Source organism: Pseudomonas sp. ADAK2 TE3594 (genome assembly GCF_053628675.1).
The window spans coordinates 5,788,318-5,804,975 of record NZ_JBRJGV010000001.1; the positions used below are offsets into that span (position 1 = coordinate 5,788,318).

Genomic DNA, 16,658 nt, shown 5'->3' on the forward strand with positions numbered 1-16,658 from the left:
ACGGCGCGGGGTCACAACGAACGGCAGGAATTATCATGCCGAGCATAGACGCCCTCGCCGATCGCTTATCGACCTACCTCGGCAAGGACCAGGTCAATCTGGTCCGCCGAGCGTACTTCTACGCCGAACAAGCCCACGATGGCCAACGCCGCCGTAGCGGCGAGGCGTACGTCACGCACCCACTCGCGGTTGCGAATATTCTTGCCGACATGCATATGGACCATCAGAGCCTGATGGCGGCCATGCTGCATGACGTGATCGAAGACACCGGTATTGCCAAGGAAGCGCTGCAAGCGCAGTTCGGCGAAACCGTGGCCGAACTGGTCGACGGGGTCAGTAAACTGACCCAGATGAACTTCGAGACCAAAGCCGAAGCCCAGGCCGAAAACTTCCAGAAAATGGCCATGGCCATGGCGCGCGATATTCGCGTGATCCTGGTCAAGCTGGCCGACCGCCTGCACAACATGCGTACCCTGGAAGTGCTGTCCGGCGAAAAGCGCCGGCGGATCGCCAAGGAAACCCTGGAAATCTATGCGCCCATCGCCAACCGGCTGGGCATGCACGCCATTCGCATAGAGTTCGAAGACCTCGGCTTCAAGGCCATGCACCCGATGCGTTCCGCGCGGATCAACCAGGCGGTCAAACGCGCCCGGGGCAACCGCAAGGAAATCGTCAACAAGATCGAAGAGTCCCTCAGCCACTGCCTGGCCATCGATGGCATCCAGGGCGAGGTCAGCGGTCGCCAGAAACACCTCTACGGCATCTACAAGAAAATGCGCGGCAAGCGTCGGGCCTTCAACGAGATCATGGACGTCTACGCGTTCCGGATCATCGTCGACAAGGTCGATACCTGCTACCGCGTGCTAGGTGCTGTACATAATTTGTACAAACCGTTGCCGGGGCGCTTCAAGGATTACATCGCGATCCCCAAGGCCAACGGCTACCAGTCGCTGCACACCACGCTGTTTGGCATGCACGGTGTACCGATCGAGATTCAGATCCGCACCCGTGAAATGGAAGAGATGGCCAACAACGGCATCGCCGCCCATTGGCTGTACAAATCCAGCGGCGACGAGCAGCCCAAAGGCACTCACGCCCGCGCCCGCCAGTGGGTCAAAGGCGTGCTGGAGATGCAGCAACGGGCCGGCAACTCGCTGGAATTCATCGAGAGCGTGAAGATCGACCTGTTCCCGGACGAGGTCTACGTGTTCACGCCCAAAGGCCGGATCATGGAGCTGCCCAAAGGCTCCACGGCGGTCGACTTCGCCTACGCGGTGCACACCGACGTCGGCAACAGCTGCATTGCCTGCCGGATCAATCGTCGTCTCGCGCCGCTGTCCGAACCGCTGCAAAGCGGCTCCACGGTCGAGATCGTCAGCGCCCCGGGCGCGCGGCCGAACCCGGCTTGGCTCAACTTCGTGGTTACCGGCAAGGCGCGCACCCACATCCGCCATGCGCTGAAACTGCAACGCCGTTCCGAGTCCATCAGCCTCGGCGAACGCCTGCTGAACAAAGTGCTCAACGGCTTCGACAGCTCCCTGGAAAAAGTCCCGGCAGAGCGCGTGCAGTTGATGCTCCACGAATACCGCCTGGAACTGATCGAAGACCTGCTCGAAGACATCGGCCTGGGCAATCGCATGGCTTACGTGGTCGCCCGCCGCCTGCTTGGCGAAGGCGAGCAGCTGCCAAGCCCGGAAGGTCCGCTGGCGATTCGCGGCACCGAAGGTCTGGTGCTCAGTTACGCCAAGTGCTGCACGCCGATCCCGGGGGACCCGATTGTCGGGCACCTCTCCGCGGGCAAAGGCATGGTGGTGCACCTGGACAACTGCCGCAACATCAGCGAAATCCGCCACAACCCGGAAAAATGCATCCAGCTCTCGTGGGCCAAGGATGTCACCGGCGAATTCAACGTCGAGCTGCGCGTCGAACTGGAACACCAGCGCGGCCTGATCGCCCTGCTGGCCAGCAGCGTCAACGCGGCCGACGGCAATATCGAAAAAATCAGCATGGACGAACGCGACGGTCGTATCAGCGTGGTCCAACTGGTGGTCAGTGTGCACGACCGCGTGCACCTGGCCCGCGTGATCAAGAAACTGCGCGCCTTGACCGGGGTGATTCGCATCACCCGCATGCGTGCGTAGCCCACCCTTCACAAGGAGTCATACATGACCAAGACCGTTATCAACAGCGACAAGGCCCCGGCCGCCATCGGTACTTATTCCCAGGCGATCAAGGCTGGCAACACCGTTTACATGTCGGGTCAGATTCCTCTGGACCCAAAAACCATGGAACTGGTCGAAGGCTTCGAAGCCCAGACCGTCCAGGTGTTCGAGAACCTCAAAGCCGTGGCTGAAGCGGCCGGTGGTTCGTTCAAGGACATCGTCAAACTGAACATCTTCCTCACCGACCTGAGCCACTTCGCCAAGGTCAACGAGATCATGGGCAAGTACTTCGACCAACCTTACCCAGCCCGCGCCGCCATCGGCGTAGCAGCCCTGCCAAAGGGTTCGCAGGTTGAAATGGATGCCATTCTGGTCATCGAGTAATGTGTCCGGCGCAGCCTTCCAAAGGCTGCGCCGATCTTGCTTTGAAAGGATTCCACCATGCGCCAAGCGCTAGCTCTCTCGCTGGTCGCCCTTCTCTTGGGCGGTTGTGCCAGCGACCCTGCCGACCGTGATATCAGCGGCACCTGGATCAATCAGTCGGCGATCGATGCTGCATCCAAAGGCGGCCCCCTGCGGGAAGCGCTCCAGGCCTATGGCCCGAACCTGGAATGGGACGTCAACACCAGAGCCGGTCAGGCCCGCTACACCAATGGTTTTGAAAATGTCGAAGGCAAGCTGCTGGGCGAAGAGTCCGGCGCCTGGAAAGTCGACTTTTATGGCAGCTCCGCCAGCGAGCTGAAGCGTGATGGCAAGCAACTGAGCCAGGCCGCCAACGACAACGAGCCGGAACAGGTTTTCGACCGTGCAGCGGTCCCGGCACCGGAAGGCGCACCGATTGGCGCGAGTTTCGAGCGAGCGCTGTATTCGGCTTATATGGGCGGCAGCTGGAAAATCCTCAGCGGCCCCGGCGAAGGCAACACCGTGCAGTTCCAGGCCGATGGCCAGGTTGCCGGCCTGCCCGGAGCGGATCGTTATGCCCTGTGCCTGGCGGGCGATTGCGCATCGATGAGCGGCGGCAACGACAACATCTGGCTGCAGGTGAACGGCCAGGGCAATACCTGGATCTTTGCGCGCAAGGGCAAGGAACTGGAGATTTTCCAGACGGTGAATACCGCACTGGCGGACGAAATGCCTTCGTTTACACCGGGCGATCGCAAGTGGTTGCTGGAAAAACAGTAACCCGAATCTGAAGCCAACAGATAACCCTGTGGGAGCGGGCTTGCCCGCGATGGCGGTGTAACAATCAACCTGGATGTTGAATGTTATGGCCTCATCGCGGGCAAGCCCGCTCCCACAGTTGTTGTGTGTAGCCGGATTTCAGCAGCGACCTTCGAGAATCGCCGCATACCCTTCACGAAAACTCGGATACTTCGGCTCCCAGCCCAACGCCTTCGCCCGGGCATTGCTGCAACGCTTGCTGCCGGCACGACGCACACTGGCGTCTTCGGCCCATTCAGTCACGCCCAGGTACTCCCGCAACCAGCCCACTACCTCGGCCAACGGCGCGGGCGCATCGTCGACGCCGATATAGCAATCGTCCAGCGCCACCCCGCGTCGATCCGCCTCAAGCAAAAACGCCAGCAACCCCGCCGCGTCGTCGACATGAATGCGGTTGGCGTATAGCGGTGGATCGATCGCCACGCGATAGCCGCGGCGGACCTGGGTCAGCAGCCACTCTCGACCCGGACCATAAATACCGGTCAGGCGCACGAGACTGGCCGGGATACCGCTATCGAGCGCCACCTGCTCGGCTTCGAGCATCAAACGACCCGAATAGCCGCCCGCCACAGTCGGCGATGTTTCGTCGACCCACTCGCCATCCTGCTGGCCGTAAACGCTGCTGCTGGAAACGAACAGCAGTCGATTCGGCACTTGCCCGTAATCGCTCAGCCATTCCAGCACGTACTGCAAACCCTGCACATAAGCGGCGCGGTAACCCGCCTCATTGTGATCGGTGGCAGCCGCGCAATACACCAGGTAATCCACCGCACCGACTGGCCAAGTCGCCGGGCAGTCTTTATTGAACAAGTCGCCGGCAACGCCGATCACGCCCTGTGGCAGGCGTGAGACATCACGCCGCAAGCCGTGAACCTCCCACCCGCAAGCCAACAGTTGCGTGGCCAGACGACCGCCAACATCACCGCAACCGGCGATCAAAACAGAAGGCGCGGACATCAGAAAACTCCCATCGGAAAGTCACAGACTAGCGCCGGCAAGGGACCAGCGGCTAGCAATGAAGGAAAAAAAGATACTCTATTACTTTTGTTAACAAGAATTACTTGCAATAATGCCTGCCACTTTTGTTCTCGGCCTCACGAGGCCTGGAAGAACATTTACCGTCTTTTCCTCTCAGGTCCGGCCAGCATGACACCCAATCAATTCCCCGCTTCGCCAACCAAACGACCTCGCGCCTGGAGCGCGGTGGCCGCCCTGCTGCTCAGCCTGATGCTGGCGCCGACCGCCGCATTCGCCGTTGAAACCTCTGTACCCGCAGCCGCCAACGTGCCAGCTGCTAACGCCACGCCTGACGTGCCGAGAAACCCTGACGGCAGCGTCGATACCTCGTCACTGCCACCAGAAGTGCAAAAAGCTTTGGCTGAATTCGGTGAACAGGCAAAGCTGATGGAAGAGCAGCTGGAAGAAGGTAATTCCCTGGGCATGGCCCATGACTTGTCGCCGTGGGGCATGTACCAGAACGCCGACATCATCGTGAAGATTGTGATGATCGGCCTGGCCATCGCCTCGATCATCACCTGGACCATCTGGATCGCCAAGGGCTTTGAGCTGATAGGCGCGAAACGTCGTCTGCGCGTTGAAATCGCCCACCTGAAAAAAGCCGCCACCCTTAAAGAAGCCAGCGCCACGGCGGCCAAGGAAGGCACCCTCGCCAACCTGTTGGTCCACGACGCGCTGGAAGAAATGCGCCTGTCGGCCAATAGCCGCGAGAAAGAAGGCATCAAGGAACGCGTGAGCTTCCGCCTGGAGCGCCTCGTCGCTGCCTGCGGTCGCAACATGAGCAGTGGCACCGGCGTACTCGCCACCATCGGTTCTACCGCACCGTTCGTCGGCCTGTTCGGTACCGTGTGGGGCATCATGAACAGCTTCATCGGCATCGCCAAAACCCAGACCACCAACCTCGCCGTCGTGGCTCCCGGCATCGCCGAAGCCCTGCTGGCGACTGCGCTAGGCCTGGTCGCAGCGATTCCTGCAGTGGTCATCTACAACGTCTTCGCCCGCTCCATTGCCGGTTACAAGGCACAAGTGTCCGACGCCTCGGCAGAAGTCCTGCTGCTGGTCAGCCGTGATCTCGACCACCTGCCGACCGAGCAGCGCAGCTCGCAACCGCACATGGTGAAAGTGGGGTAATCGGCCATGGGCCTGCATTTGAAAGAAGGCGCAGACGACGATCTGGCCGAGAACCACGAAATCAACGTCACGCCGTTCATCGACGTGATGCTGGTGCTGTTGATCATCTTCATGGTGGCGGCCCCACTGGCCACCGTGGACATCAAGGTCGACTTGCCTGCTTCCACCGCCAAACCGGCGCCGCGACCAGAGAAACCGGTGTTCCTCAGCGTGAAAGCTGACCAGCGCCTGTTCCTCGGCGAAGACGAAGTGAAGGCCGAGACCCTGGGTGTCACACTCGACGCCAAGACCCATGGCAAGAAAGACACGACGATCTTCTTCCAGGCCGATAAAGGCGTGGACTACGGCGACCTGATGAGCGTGATGGACGCCCTGCGCGCCGCCGGCTACCTGAAGGTCGGCCTGGTCGGACTCGAGACGGCAGCCAAAAAATGATCAACACGCGCCAAAAGCTGACGCGTTACAGCGGGAGCCTGGCCGTGGTGCTGGGCGTCCATGCGCTGGCCATTGCGCTGGCGCTGAACTGGACGTCGCGCCCGCCGATCGAGCTGCCGCCACAAGCGATGATGGTCGAGCTGGCGCCGGTTCCGGCCCCGCCACCGCCCGCACCGCCGAAGGTGATCACGCCGCCACAGCCACCGGCCCCGGTGGAAGAACTGCCGATACCGAAACTGGCTGAAGCGCCGAAGGCCGAAATCGCCGTGCCCAAACCGGTAAAACCCAAGCCGAAGCCTCAACCGCCCAAGCCTGTGGAGAAAAAGCCGGAGCCGCCGAAGGAGAAACCCTCCGAGGAAAAACCGAGCGACGCGCAACCGACCCAGGCACCGACGGAGAAATCCGCTCAGCCGGCACCCGGCCCATCACCGGCGCAGCAAGCGGCCAAGGCCAGTTGGCAAGGCGAATTGCTCGCTCATCTTGCCAAACATAAGAAATATCCGGCCGCTGCACGGATGCGGAACAAGGAAGGTTTGAACCGTCTGCGCTTCGTGGTGGATGCTAAAGGTAATGTGTTGTCATTCGAACTGGTGGACCGCTCCGGCAACGCCGATCTGGACCGGGCTACCTTGCAAATGATCCGTGAAGCCCAACCGCTGCCCAAACCACCGGCCGACATGCTGAACAACGGCTCCATCGAAATCGTTGCACCGTTTGTTTACTCGCTGGAACGTCGTCGTTAATACGCAATACAAGACCCTGTGGGAGCGGGCTTGCCCGCGATAGCGATGTAACAGCCAACTAAGAGGTTGGATGTGATGGCCTCATCGCGGGCAAGCCCGCTCCCACAGGGACATCCCTACTTCAGAAAGATCCGCGATCGCTAAAAAGGCACTCGAAAGGTGCCTTTTGCATATCTGGCAACGGCAAACCTGCATTGCCCGGTGTCACTCAACACACTCAGTCTGATAACGTGCGTCTATCGATTGCAGCCGGTATGCTTGGCCCGCAACTTCATGGACGCTTGCTATGACTCTGACAGAATTACGCTACATCGTTACCCTCGCCCAAGAGCAGCACTTCGGCCATGCCGCCGAGCGTTGCCACGTCAGCCAGCCGACCCTGTCGGTGGGCGTGAAAAAGCTTGAAGACGAACTCGGTGTGCTGATTTTCGAGCGCAGCAAGAGCGCCGTGCGCCTGACTCCGGTCGGCGAAGGCATTGTCGCCCAGGCACAGAAAGTCCTGGAACAGGCCCAAGGCATCCGCGAACTGGCCCAGGCCGGCAAGAACCAGCTGACTGCCCCGCTGAAAGTCGGCGCGATCTACACCGTCGGCCCGTATCTGTTTCCGCACCTGATTCCACAACTGCACCGGGTCGCCCCGCAGATGCCGTTGTACATCGAAGAAAACTTCACCCACGTGCTGCGCGACAAACTGCGCAACGGCGAGCTCGACGCGATCATCATCGCCCTGCCGTTCAACGAAGCCGACGTGCTGACCTTGCAGCTCTACGACGAGCCGTTCTACGTCCTGATGCCGGCCCAGCACCCGTGGACCCAAAAAGAATCCATCGACGCCGCCCTGCTCAACGACAAGAGCCTGCTGCTGCTCGGCGAAGGCCACTGCTTCCGCGATCAAGTGCTGGAAGCCTGCCCGACCCTGGCCAAAGGCAACGACGGCGCCAAACACACCACGGTGGAATCCAGCTCGCTGGAAACCATTCGCCACATGGTCGCCTCCGGCCTAGGCATTTCGATCCTGCCGCTCTCGGCGGTGGACAGCCACCATTACGCCCCCGGCGTGATCGAAGTACGCCCACTGAGCGCGCCAGTGCCGTTCCGCACCGTGGCCATCGCCTGGCGCGCGAGCTTCCCGCGGCCGAAGGCGATTGAAATCCTCGCCGACTCCATTCGCCTGTGCTCGGTGGCCAAGCCGCCAGCGCCGGTGGTTGCCGGTTAAGCGGCTGCCATGACCGAGTTGTCGCAAGTGTCGGTGACGGCACTCAAGGGTGTCGGCGAAGCCATGGCCGAGAAACTGGCCAAGGTCGGCCTGGAGAATCTCCAGGACGTGCTGTTCCATTTGCCGCTGCGCTATCAGGACCGCACCCGCGTGGTCCCGATCGGCCATTTGCGACCGGGTCAGGACGCCGTGATCGAAGGCACCGTCAGCGGCGCCGACGTGGTCATGGGCCGGCGCCGCAGCCTGGTTGTCCGTCTGCAGGACGGCACCGGCGGGCTCAGCCTGCGCTTCTACCATTTCAGCAACGCCCAGAAAGAAGGCCTCAAGCGTGGCACACGCATTCGCTGCTACGGCGAAGCGCGGCCCGGAGCCTCGGGGCTGGAGATCTACCACCCGGAATACCGCGCCATCACCGGCGACGAGCCACCGCCGGTGGACGAAACCCTGACCCCGGTTTACCCGCTCACCGAAGGCCTGACCCAGCAGCGCTTGCGCCAGTTGTGCATGCAAACCCTGACCCTGCTCGGCCCCAGCAGCCTGCCCGACTGGCTGCCGACCGAACTGGCCCGGGACTATCAACTGGCGCCGCTGGCCGATGCGATCCGTTACCTGCATCACCCGCCTGCCGATGCCGATGTCGACGAGCTCGCCCTCGGTCATCATTGGGCCCAACACCGGCTGGCCTTCGAAGAACTGCTGACCCATCAACTGTCCCAGCAACGCCTGCGCGAGAGCATGCGTGCCCTGCGCGCGCCGGCCATGCCGAAAGCCACGAAGCTGCCAGAACAGTATTTGGCCAACCTCGGCTTCACCCCGACGGGTGCCCAACAACGGGTCGGCAAAGAAATCGCCTACGACCTCAGCCAGCACGAGCCGATGTTGCGGCTGATCCAGGGCGACGTCGGCGCCGGCAAAACCGTGGTCGCCGCCCTCGCCGCGCTTCAGGCGCTGGAAGCCGGTTACCAAGTCGCATTGATGGCGCCCACCGAAATCCTCGCCGAGCAGCACTTCATCACCTTCAAGCGTTGGCTCGAACCGCTGGGCATCGAAGTCGCGTGGCTGGCCGGCAAGCTCAAAGGCAAAAACCGCGTGGCGGCGCTGGAGCAGATCGCTGGCGGCGCGCAGATGGTGGTCGGCACCCACGCGCTGTTCCAGGACGAAGTGCAGTTCAAGAACCTGGCGCTGGCGATCATCGACGAACAGCACCGCTTCGGCGTACAGCAGCGTCTGGCATTGCGGCAGAAAGGCGTCGGCGGGCGGATGTGTCCGCACCAGTTGATCATGACCGCCACGCCGATCCCCCGGACGCTGGCCATGAGCGCCTACGCCGACCTCGACACCTCGATCCTCGACGAGCTGCCACCCGGTCGCACCCCGGTGAACACGGTGTTGGTCACCGACACCCGGCGCGTCGAAGTCATCGAACGGGTGCGCGGCGCCTGTGCTGAAGGGCGTCAGGCCTATTGGGTGTGCACGCTGATCGAAGAGTCGGAAGAGCTGACCTGCCAGGCCGCCGAAACCACTTATGAAGACCTCACCGCCGCCCTCGGCGAGTTGAAAGTCGGCTTGATCCACGGTCGCATGAAGCCTGCCGAGAAGGCCGCAGTGATGGCCGAGTTCAAGGCCGGCAACCTGCAACTGCTGGTCGCCACCACCGTGATCGAAGTCGGCGTGGACGTGCCCAACGCCAGCCTGATGATCATCGAAAACCCCGAACGCCTCGGGCTCGCGCAGCTGCACCAACTGCGTGGCCGTGTCGGCCGGGGCAGCGCCGTCAGCCATTGCGTGCTGCTTTACCATCCGCCGCTGTCGCAGATCGGCCGTCAGCGGCTGGGCATCATGCGCGAAACCAACGACGGTTTTGTCATCGCCGAAAAAGACCTCGAACTGCGCGGCCCCGGCGAAATGCTCGGCACGCGCCAGACCGGCCTGCTGCAATTCAAGGTCGCGGACCTGATGCGCGACGCCGACTTGCTGCCCGCCGTGCGCGACGCCGCCCAGGCTTTGCTCGAGCGCTGGCCGGATCACGTCAGCCCGTTGCTCGACCGCTGGCTACGCCATGGGCAGCAATACGGCCAAGTGTGAGCACTGTCGCAGTTTCTGAGCCCTGGCTTTAAACAAGCTGGTTATACTCCTGCAATTGTTTGCAAACGGATACAGACTATGACCGAAGCTGCCCTCGCCCCCGAAACCCCGCACGCTCCGTCTGTTATTCGGCTGCTGCTCGGCAAGCTGGACATCGCCTACGAAGAAGTCCTCGACCATCACGGCCTCAACGCCGCACGTAAAGTGCAGGCGGTGTTGCTGGACGATGCCGTCGGCGCGCTCATGGTGCTGTTCCCCCAGAGCCAATTGCTGGACCTCAACCGCCTCGCCGAACTCACCGGCCGCCGGTTGACTGCTGTATCCACCGAACGCCTGGTAAAGATGCTCGGCAAACACAGCCTGAGCCTGCTGCCCGGCCTGCCGGCACTCACCAGCTCGCCGTGCCTGTATGAAGAAAGCCTGCTGCGCGAACCGATGTTGCTGATCAACTCGGGCGAGCCGGGCGTGCTGCTGGAAATCTCCAGCGACGCTTTCAAAACCATGCTCACCAAGGCCAGCGCCGGCAATTTCGGCGAAGCCGTGAACCGCATCCGCCCGAACCTCGATCGCCCCGACGATGACCGCGAGGAAATCACCCAGGCCGTGCAAGCGTTCACCGCGCGGCGCATCCAGCAACGTCTGGAAGAGACCATCGAGATTCCGCCGCTGGCCGAAACCGCGCAGAAAATCATCAAACTGCGGGTCGACCCCAACGCCACCATCGACGACATCACCGGCGTCGTCGAAACCGACCCGGCCCTGGCCGCACAAGTCGTCAGCTGGGCAGCGTCGCCGTACTACGCCTCGCCGGGCAAGATTCGTTCAGTGGAAGACGCCATCGTCCGGGTGCTGGGTTTCGACCTGGTGATCAACCTGGCATTGGGCCTGGCCCTGGGCAAAACCCTGAGCCTGCCCAAAGACCACCCGCAACACACCACGCCGTACTGGCAGCAATCGATCTACACCGCCGCCGTCATCGAAGGCCTGACCCGCGCCATGCCCCGCGCCCAGCGCCCGGAAGCCGGCCTGACCTACCTCGCCGGCCTGCTGCACAACTTCGGTTACCTGCTGCTGGCCCACGTGTTCCCGCCGCACTTCTCACTGATCTGCCGCCACCTGGAAGTCAACCCGCACCTGTGCCACAGCTACGTGGAACAACACCTGCTGGGCATCAGCCGCGAACAGATCGGCTCATGGCTGATGCGCTACTGGGACATGCCCGAAGAACTGGCCACCGCCCTGCGCTTCCAGCACGACCCAAACTACGACGGCGACTACGCCGAATACCCGAACCTCGTCTGCCTGGCCGTGCGCCTGCTGCGCGGTCGCGGCATCGGCTCCGGCCCGGATGAAGACATCCCCGACGCCCTGCTGGAACGCGTCGGCCTGACCCGCGACAAAGCCAACGACGTCGTCAGCAAAGTGCTTGAGGCTGAAGTGCTGCTGCGCGAACTCGCCTCACAATTCAACCAAACCTAAAAGTATCGCGGGCAAGCCACGCTCCCACAGATCACCAAAACCCTGTAGGAGCGAGGCTTGCCCGCGAAGAATCCAACTCGGTCCACCTGAATCACCACCCACTGTGGCGAGGGAGCTTGCTCCCGCTCGACTGAGCCAGCAACGACAGGAAGCAAGCGCCCTGCTATGATTTGACGGCAAATAGAGGGCTTTCCTATGACCCAAACAGCCAGTGTTGCAAGCCAAGTCCGTAAGCTTGCTAAAGAAAACAAGGTCACTGCTGGACGTGACGGCATGAGTCGTATGGCCGTGAGCATTACCCGTTTGGCTGGCGATGTCGTCGAGCTGGATGGCATCGAACAGTTGCTCGTCAATCTCAAGAGAAAAGGCGTTCTGACCAAGTCTGAAATCCTGGCGCTCCAAGGGCGCTATCTTCAGGAAAGGCGTGCACAGAAACGTAGCGCATGACTTTTGATCCGTTCGGCGACTTCGAAACTGCTGGATATCTTCAAAACTCGCTGCAACTGAAAGATCCCACTGAAGTAAAAGAGTCAGAGCATCTTTCGTTCGAATTGAGTATCGAAGATGCGCTTGCCTATTTGGCTAAGAAAAAGCCAATTGATTACAAGGCTGTACTCAAAGTTCACGAAATCCTGTTCTCCGGCTTCTATCACTGGGCAGGAAAAGACCGGAACGAGCTTGTCCCTCACCTGGCAGTCTTCAAGGGCTCCCTCGACGATCCCCGCAGCACCGTCTTCGAGCGCCCGGACTCCATCAAAATGTCTGTCGACTATGCGCTTAAGCTAGCAGCTGACAAGAAACGCTTCAGAGACCATCCCGGCGGGGTGATGGGTCAGCTGGCTTTCGCACACCCCTTCCTGGACGGCAATGGGCGCACGATTTTATTAGTCTTCATGGAACTCTGTTATCGAGCCGAGTTCGCCATCGACTGGTCAAGGACAAGCAAAGACGACTACCTGCGGGCACTCAGCGACGAGATCCGAGAGCCTCGCGAGAGGCATCTCGATAACTACCTCAACCCGTTCGTAGTCGATATATCCAGTCGTGACGAGTGGCCAGAGACCATCGGTGGTATCAGAGGCCTGGATGGCCTGGACAAGGAAGACATCACATACGAGAACCTGGACAACCCGCAAGTCCAGCAGATCTACAAGACATACCGGGCCCAGCCACTTGACACCCACGGGCCTCCTGAGTCGGATGGCTGAAGAGGCTGGCTTGCTCTCGAAAAATCCCGGCGAGCTACCCGAAAGACCTATGCCTTTGGCTTGGCCTTCTTCGGCTTCAAATACTTGGTCAACCCCTGAAACCAGATCACCAACGCCGGGTTGCCCTTGATCTGAATCGACTTGTCCTGAATCCCCGTCATAAACGCCAACTGCTTGTTCTTCGCCTGCATCGTGGCAAAGCCATACGCCGCGTCTTTAAAGGCAATCGCAAACGCAGGCTCGGCATACACGCCGGACTTACTGGTAATGCGCTGATCCTTCACAAAGAAATGCCGCGCTACCTTCCCGTCCAGGGTCTGTAGCTGAAACACCAATGCCTTGTCACCCAACTGCTGCTGAAACGCAGGATTAGTCCGACTGGCCTTACCCATCAACAAACCCAGCATCCACAGAAGAAAACGAAATTTCATGCGCACAGCCTCAAAAGAAAAATGAACGGCCGGCGCAGTGTAGCGGCTTCAAGCCAGAACGCCACTGTCGGACTGCGTTAGAAGAAGATGAACCGCTTTTCCCGCATGATGACCGCCAAGTCACGCTTTACCGCCTCAACCCTGATCGTTCCCACGCTCCCGCGTAGGAATGCATCCCATGACGCTCCGCGTCACACCCAACGCCCGCCCTACACCTGAAGAAACACATTCCTGTAGGAGCTGCCGAAGGCTGCGATCTTTTGATCTTGATGCCCGCAAACTTATCGGACATTTCCTTCAAAACGCCGGGCTGTCCATGAACTAGGCAGCTTGACCCCTCATCGATAACCTCTGTTCGTCACCGCAAAATCGGTGACTCGGACGTGCAAGTCCGGTGGAGTACAGATTCGGTTATGGCAATTCATCGAGCGTTTTCCTATGCTCGCGAATCGTTATGGCAGCTGTGTATGGGAGACCTTCGGGTCTGCCGGGTGACTCCACCGGTCTTGCACACCTATGCACAGCTGCCACCTCTTTCGAAGTGCACGCGAAATGGTGTCAGCTCCTTAAATCATGGAGTAACACTTAATGATCAAGCCAACACCGAATCCTCCTGAAAACCCAGCCACATCCCCCTACGAATCCTTCGATTCGAAAAAACTCCACGAAGCCGCCGAACGCGCCCTCGACCACCACCTCGGCCCGTTGCCCACTGAAAAACCCAAACGCAAAGGCAAACTCTTCACCGTCTCCCCCGACATCGACACCGAAGCCCTCCTGGCCAACGCCTCAGAAGACCTGAAGTCCATCAGCGCCATCGCCGCCGACCTGGCCGACGACATCGAAGGCACCCGCCGCTCAGTCGCCTTGGCGCTCAGCAGAATGGCGGATGGGGTGCAGTTGTTGGTAGAGCGAGCACTGGATCACATTGATTCGCCGAATCCGGCGGAGTATCGGGCTAAGGTGTAAACCTTATTCAGGATGGGACAACAGAAAGAAAAAGGGGACGTTGAGTCCCCTTTCTCAATGATCTCGACTCACCACTGACAGCCTGTCTCTGGTGACGCCTCCATGCTGATATCTTGATCGAACGAATACTTCTTTCCGGATTTATAGTTCGTATAAGTCATTCCATAAATCCGAGTACCCTGCCTGACCATTTCATACTCCCCCGTCAGCGCACCGTCAGCCACTTCTACCCACGTCGTCGTGAACTGATAGGGCCCATCTTCAGTCATGACTTCATGCTCAGTGCTCCGATGGACAAGAGCAATGGCCTTCTTCGACTTGCTGTACTTAACTCCCGCCACGTCCCACTTGGCGACCGAGTCGTAATAGGTTCTAAACTCAAAATTGATGCTTTTGCCTTCCAGCGAACGGAAACAAGAAACCTGTGTTGTGATCTCACTGCGGGCCGTCAGCGGCAATACCAACAACAGCATTAAAAATAACTTCTTCACAGATCCCTCTGATCTCATTTTTTTGAAAACGATGACGTGCTCTCAGTAGAGCTTACCGCATGCCTAAAGTGAAAAATCCGAGACCTCTGCAAGCCGCCAACATTGCCCACGAACAAACTGATACTCGAAGACATAATCGGTATCCGGCTTCTGCAGGATCGCCGTGGCGTTGTTGCCCCGCTCTTCCTTGACGGTCAACGTAAGACCGTCGGCCTCTCGTTTCACGCTATCCGGGATGATTGGAAACTTGATCTGATCACCGCTGACGCTGCGCTTTTCCATCTCAGGCTCGGGATCTCCCGCCACAGTCGTGACAAGTTGCAGCGGCTGTTGAACGAACGTTTTTTGCAGGTCTGCGCGCTCGGAAAAAGCTGCGAGGAACGCTGAAAACTCGTTCGAGGGACAAGCGATATTGGCCGCGTTACCACCAATTTTGCGCGGCTCCTGGCTGATGCCATATTCCAGTTTTGAATCCGCAATAATCTTTGCATCCAAGTCTGCCAGACGCTTTTTAATACTCGCCGCATCCTTGTAAGCACATTCAACATCTACGCCCGCTTCCAGGTCTCGCCCATCGCGACAGTCCTGCAATTCGGGATCTGGCGGGTCACCGGGAAAAAACCGCAAAGACAACTGATCCCCGTCCTTAATCAGTGGTAACTCCAGCGTCGAAAAGGAATAGCCCTCGAAACGGGCCGACTCCTTGTTCTTCGTGAGCACATACAGGGACTTGCCCGCTCGCTCAGGAAATTTACGCTCGAAGAAGAACACCGACACTATCTGTTCGCCAATGACCGGCGCTACATAGGTGAGTTCTGGTTTCGTAGCACTCATCGTTGCGTAGAAAATTTCACCATTGGGAACGTACGCGCCTGTCGTCTGACCTTTGAGCGTGCTCTTCAAGAAAAATACCGTGATTTTCTGCTCACCCACCGAAGCCACCACCGGAGCGTGCATCTGCTCGATGGTTTGCAGATCTTTAGCTAACGCTGGTTGTGGCGAAAAACCGAAGATTGATACAACCACGCACACACAACTAAAAAACCTGGCCACTTCCATTCACTTCCCTGTTGATCCACTAGCTGACCATTCTTCAAAGACTGTGCTGCCGATTTAAGGCCGCTCATAGTTGATCCTTTTAACCTCAGGACTCTCTTGCTGTAGCTGTCTCTTCGTGACGCCATAAGCCTTGATCAGCCCGTCCCAGGAACCTTTCGAACCAAACGACCGATAGCTATTGCTGTAGCTGTAATGCTCTAACCGTCCGACCGTCGAGTAGTAACCGCGCCATTCAGGGCAGGATCCGCACCCGCCATAACCGCCAATTGAAACTAGGCTGCCCTTGGTTCCTTTCACGCAATCCATCGCCACTACCACGTTACTCAACATCTTCGTCTTCGCACCGTCGGACGTGAGCTGTGAAACTTTGTCGATGTTGCGCCGAAGCACTTTGCCGCCGATGTTGATTGTCTGGTCGGAGCAGACCGGGATTACGTGGGTTTCAGTTTCTTGCACTGTCACGGATCGACAGGACGAAACCAACACCACTTCAACGCCGCCACACTGCATGACATCGCGTTGGGTGTAGGCATCCGAAGGAGCGGCGAAAGTTGGAAACGAGAGCAGCAGCGAAAGGCTGCCCGCGAGAAGACGCTGATTCATGGAAAATTCCTTTTCACCGTTAACTGGCTTGTTTTTTCGCGAGACACTTTGCATAGCCGTCGGCGAATTTGGCATCGAATGACAGTTCCACCGGTTCTTCCAGTTCAGCCGCGGCATTGAGCAACACTCGGGTATCCGGGATGTATTTGATCCAGCCGATGGTCCCGGTGCCATCCGTGTCATAGAGCAACTTGGCCCGCACGGTTTCACCGTCGTCATCGTCAATCAGAGAAAAACGGGGACAGACCACGTTTTTCAGATCATTATTGAAACGTGGTCTGTCCCCATTTCATGCGATAAATGTAATATGTGTATGCTTTTTCGTTCGTAACAACCATTAACACAAGTGCCATTCGGGACAGATTTATTTATCGAAAGTTAAATTCATCTCACAAATAAATCCGCCCC

General features: G+C 59.2%; 18 protein-coding genes. 12 read left to right on the forward strand and 6 right to left on the reverse strand.

Annotated elements, in window-relative coordinates; all coding sequences use genetic code 11:
- The first annotated feature begins 35 nt into the window (after nt 1-35).
- The 3 genes from spoT to AB7M22_RS26135 are packed head-to-tail and all read left to right on the forward strand — an operon-like array spanning nt 36 to nt 3,344.
- Nucleotides 36-2,141 (forward strand): bifunctional GTP diphosphokinase/guanosine-3',5'-bis pyrophosphate 3'-pyrophosphohydrolase, encoded by a 2,106-nt coding sequence (spoT, locus tag AB7M22_RS26125; protein WP_007934594.1) that lies wholly within the window; start codon nt 36-38, stop codon nt 2,139-2,141.
- A 24-nt stretch (nt 2,142-2,165) separates the two neighbouring features.
- A complete protein-coding gene (locus tag AB7M22_RS26130; protein ID WP_003177257.1) occupies nt 2,166-2,546 on the forward strand; it encodes a RidA family protein in 381 nt (126 codons plus the stop codon).
- Nucleotides 2,547-2,603: 57 nt separating this feature from the next.
- A complete protein-coding gene (locus tag AB7M22_RS26135; RefSeq protein ID WP_454188202.1) occupies nt 2,604-3,344 on the forward strand; it encodes a hypothetical protein in 741 nt (246 codons plus the stop codon).
- A gap of 138 nt (nt 3,345-3,482) precedes the next feature.
- Here the strand turns inward: AB7M22_RS26135 and AB7M22_RS26140 are convergent, their stop codons facing one another.
- Nucleotides 3,483-4,340, reverse strand: a complete 858-nt coding sequence (locus tag AB7M22_RS26140) for an SDR family oxidoreductase (RefSeq protein WP_454188203.1) — start codon at nt 4,338-4,340, stop codon at nt 3,483-3,485.
- Nucleotides 4,341-4,529: 189 nt separating this feature from the next.
- Here AB7M22_RS26140 and exbB point away from each other — a divergent pair, with 189 nt between their 5' ends.
- The 8 genes from exbB (at nt 4,530) to AB7M22_RS26180 (ending at nt 12,697) form a co-directional block, all read left to right on the forward strand.
- Nucleotides 4,530-5,531, forward strand: a complete 1,002-nt coding sequence (exbB, locus tag AB7M22_RS26145) for a tonB-system energizer ExbB (protein WP_454188204.1) — start codon at nt 4,530-4,532, stop codon at nt 5,529-5,531.
- A 6-nt stretch (nt 5,532-5,537) separates the two neighbouring features.
- Complete coding sequence (gene exbD / locus AB7M22_RS26150; RefSeq protein ID WP_008007616.1) at nt 5,538-5,966, forward strand: TonB system transport protein ExbD; 429 nt, start codon at nt 5,538-5,540, stop codon at nt 5,964-5,966.
- The gene (locus tag AB7M22_RS26155) at nt 5,963-6,709 is read left to right on the forward strand and encodes an energy transducer TonB family protein (protein WP_454188205.1); all 747 of its coding nucleotides are present in this window, start codon (nt 5,963-5,965) and stop codon (nt 6,707-6,709) included. Before exbD ends, AB7M22_RS26155 begins: the two co-directional genes overlap by 4 nt.
- A gap of 286 nt (nt 6,710-6,995) precedes the next feature.
- Nucleotides 6,996-7,925 (forward strand): hydrogen peroxide-inducible genes activator, encoded by a 930-nt coding sequence (locus AB7M22_RS26160; RefSeq protein WP_008007618.1) that lies wholly within the window; start codon nt 6,996-6,998, stop codon nt 7,923-7,925.
- Nucleotides 7,926-7,934: 9 nt separating this feature from the next.
- Nucleotides 7,935-10,010 (forward strand): ATP-dependent DNA helicase RecG, encoded by a 2,076-nt coding sequence (gene recG, locus AB7M22_RS26165; RefSeq protein WP_454188206.1) that lies wholly within the window; start codon nt 7,935-7,937, stop codon nt 10,008-10,010.
- Between the two features lie 78 nt (nt 10,011-10,088).
- Nucleotides 10,089-11,489: an aminoacyl-tRNA deacylase and HDOD domain-containing protein gene (locus tag AB7M22_RS26170; RefSeq protein ID WP_454188207.1), complete on the forward strand. Its 1,401-nt coding sequence runs from the start codon at nt 10,089-10,091 to the stop codon at nt 11,487-11,489.
- A gap of 195 nt (nt 11,490-11,684) precedes the next feature.
- Complete coding sequence (locus tag AB7M22_RS26175) at nt 11,685-11,936, forward strand: hypothetical protein (RefSeq protein ID WP_454188208.1); 252 nt, start codon at nt 11,685-11,687, stop codon at nt 11,934-11,936.
- Entirely contained in the window at nt 11,933-12,697 is a 765-nt protein-coding gene (locus tag AB7M22_RS26180; protein WP_454188209.1) for a Fic/DOC family protein, read from the forward strand. Before AB7M22_RS26175 ends, AB7M22_RS26180 begins: the two co-directional genes overlap by 4 nt.
- Nucleotides 12,698-12,744: 47 nt before the next feature.
- Here AB7M22_RS26180 and AB7M22_RS26185 read toward each other — a convergent pair whose 3' ends face one another.
- Nucleotides 12,745-13,128, reverse strand: a complete 384-nt coding sequence (locus AB7M22_RS26185) for a hypothetical protein (protein WP_008007623.1) — start codon at nt 13,126-13,128, stop codon at nt 12,745-12,747.
- A 588-nt stretch (nt 13,129-13,716) separates the two neighbouring features.
- On the opposite strand from AB7M22_RS26185, the gene AB7M22_RS26190 reads away from it, so the two are divergent.
- Nucleotides 13,717-14,097: a DUF6124 family protein gene (locus AB7M22_RS26190; RefSeq protein WP_454188210.1), complete on the forward strand. Its 381-nt coding sequence runs from the start codon at nt 13,717-13,719 to the stop codon at nt 14,095-14,097.
- Between the two features lie 68 nt (nt 14,098-14,165).
- Here AB7M22_RS26190 and AB7M22_RS26195 read toward each other — a convergent pair whose 3' ends face one another.
- The 4 genes from AB7M22_RS26195 to AB7M22_RS26210 form a co-directional block, all read right to left on the reverse strand.
- Nucleotides 14,166-14,588, reverse strand: coding sequence for a hypothetical protein (locus tag AB7M22_RS26195; protein WP_454188211.1), 423 nt, complete (start codon nt 14,586-14,588; stop codon nt 14,166-14,168).
- 63 nt (nt 14,589-14,651) lie between these two features.
- Nucleotides 14,652-15,647 (reverse strand): hypothetical protein, encoded by a 996-nt coding sequence (locus tag AB7M22_RS26200; protein ID WP_454188212.1) that lies wholly within the window; start codon nt 15,645-15,647, stop codon nt 14,652-14,654.
- A 54-nt stretch (nt 15,648-15,701) separates the two neighbouring features.
- Entirely contained in the window at nt 15,702-16,250 is a 549-nt protein-coding gene (locus AB7M22_RS26205; RefSeq protein WP_454188213.1) for a hypothetical protein, read from the reverse strand.
- 19 nt (nt 16,251-16,269) lie between these two features.
- Nucleotides 16,270-16,500: a hypothetical protein gene (locus AB7M22_RS26210; protein WP_454188214.1), complete on the reverse strand. Its 231-nt coding sequence runs from the start codon at nt 16,498-16,500 to the stop codon at nt 16,270-16,272.
- Nucleotides 16,501-16,658: the final 158 nt, after the last annotated feature.